The sequence below is a fragment of the Helicobacter pylori SA213A genome, assembly GCF_000476275.1.
Lineage (GTDB): Bacteria > Campylobacterota > Campylobacteria > Campylobacterales > Helicobacteraceae > Helicobacter > Helicobacter pylori_CL.
Genome location: NZ_CBOM010000048.1, coordinates 1 through 1,576 on the forward strand (window position 1 = coordinate 1; position 1,576 = coordinate 1,576).

At 33.9% G+C, this 1,576-nt stretch carries 2 protein-coding genes; both read left to right on the top strand.

The window, feature by feature from the left end; translation table 11 throughout:
- Positions 1-151 precede the first annotated feature (151 nt).
- A complete protein-coding gene (tnpA, locus tag QT74_RS07785; RefSeq protein WP_033765910.1) occupies positions 152-619 on the top strand; it encodes an IS200/IS605 family transposase in 468 nt (155 codons plus the stop codon).
- On the top strand, positions 588-1,576 hold a 989-nt coding region (locus tag QT74_RS07790; RefSeq protein ID WP_033765911.1), incomplete at its 3' end, for an RNA-guided endonuclease InsQ/TnpB family protein. The genes tnpA and QT74_RS07790, both read left to right, overlap by 32 nt.

Consider the following 1,576-nt stretch of genomic DNA (forward strand, 5'->3'; position numbering starts at 1 on the left):
GCCCCTAGCTTTTAGCTATGGGGATACAAGGCGAAACGCCTTTAGGCGTGCCAATGTGGAATAGGGGTATTAGAGTCAATATCATGCACAAAAATAAGGGTAATGTTATGAATATCTTGTATTAGTTATTTTTTTTATATATACTACAAATATGAGTAAAGCTGTTTTATACAAAAGCAATCATAATGTTGTCTATTCTTGCAAATACCATATCGTGTGGTGTCCTAAATACAGGCGTAAGGTCTTAGTGGGAGCTGTAGAAATGAGATTGAAAGAAATCATTCAAGAAGTGGCTAAAGAATTAAGAGTAGAGATTATAGAGATGCAAACCGATAAAGACCATATCCACATTTTAGCTGACATTGATCCAAGATTTGGAGTGATGAAGTTCATTAAAACCGCTAAAGGTCGTAGCAGTAGGATATTAAGACAAGAATTTAACCACTTAAAGACAAAACTACCTACTTTATGGACCAATTCCTGTTTCATTTCAACAGTGGGGGGTGCGCCTTTGAATGTTGTCAAACAATACATTGAAAACCAACAAAACAGCAACCGCCCTAAGCAAAAAGAAAAATGGAAAAGTTATGTTGATAACCTACAAACAAAAACTCTATAAGAACGATAAGAATAGGCGTATAGACACACTATTAAGGCGTTATGGCGTGTTTTATAATCATTGCATTGCCTTGCACAAACGCTATTATAGACTTTTCAAAAAGTATTTAAAGCTTAACGATTTGCAAAAACACACCACCAAATTGAAAAAGACCCATCGTTATGCTTTTTTAAAAACACTAGGCTCACAAACCTTACAAGATTTAACTGAAAGGATAGATAAAGCGTTTAAAAAATTCTTTAAGAAACAAGCCAAATTGCCACGATTTAAAAAAGTAGCCAACTACAAATCTTTCACTTTCAAAAGCCAAGTTGATAAAAAGACAGGGTTGAATAAGGGAGTGGGGTTTGAGATAAAAGACAATGTTGTTTCTTTTAATGGTTATAGCTACAAGTTTATTAAAACTTATGCTTTGATAGGGCAAGTAAAAACTCTAACCATTAAAAGAGATAATATGGGCGATTATTTCTTGTGTCTAGTCTGTGAATTAGAAAATAACCCTAACAAGCAAACCGCATGCGATAAAAGCGTGGGCTTTGACTTTGGGTTAAGGACTTTTTTAACCGGATCTGACAACACTAAGATAGAATCGCCTTTGTTTTTCTCTAAATACTTGCCTTTGATTAAACGACTTAGTAAAAACCTTAGCAAGAAAGTTAAGGGTTCTAATAACTTTAAAAAAGCTAAAAAGAAACTAGCCCAACTGCACCAAAAAATCAAACACTTAAGAACCGATTTCTTTTATAAATTGGCTTTGAAGTTAAGCAAAAAATACCAAAGCATTTTCATTGAAGACTTGAACATGAAAGCTATGCAAAAACTTTGGGGTAGGAAAGTGAGCGATATAGCTTTTAGCGAGTTTGTGAAAATCCTTGAAAACAAGGCTCATGTCGTTAAGATTGATAGATTTTATCCTAGCTCTAAGACTTGTTCTAATTGCTTATCTGTTGATGAAAA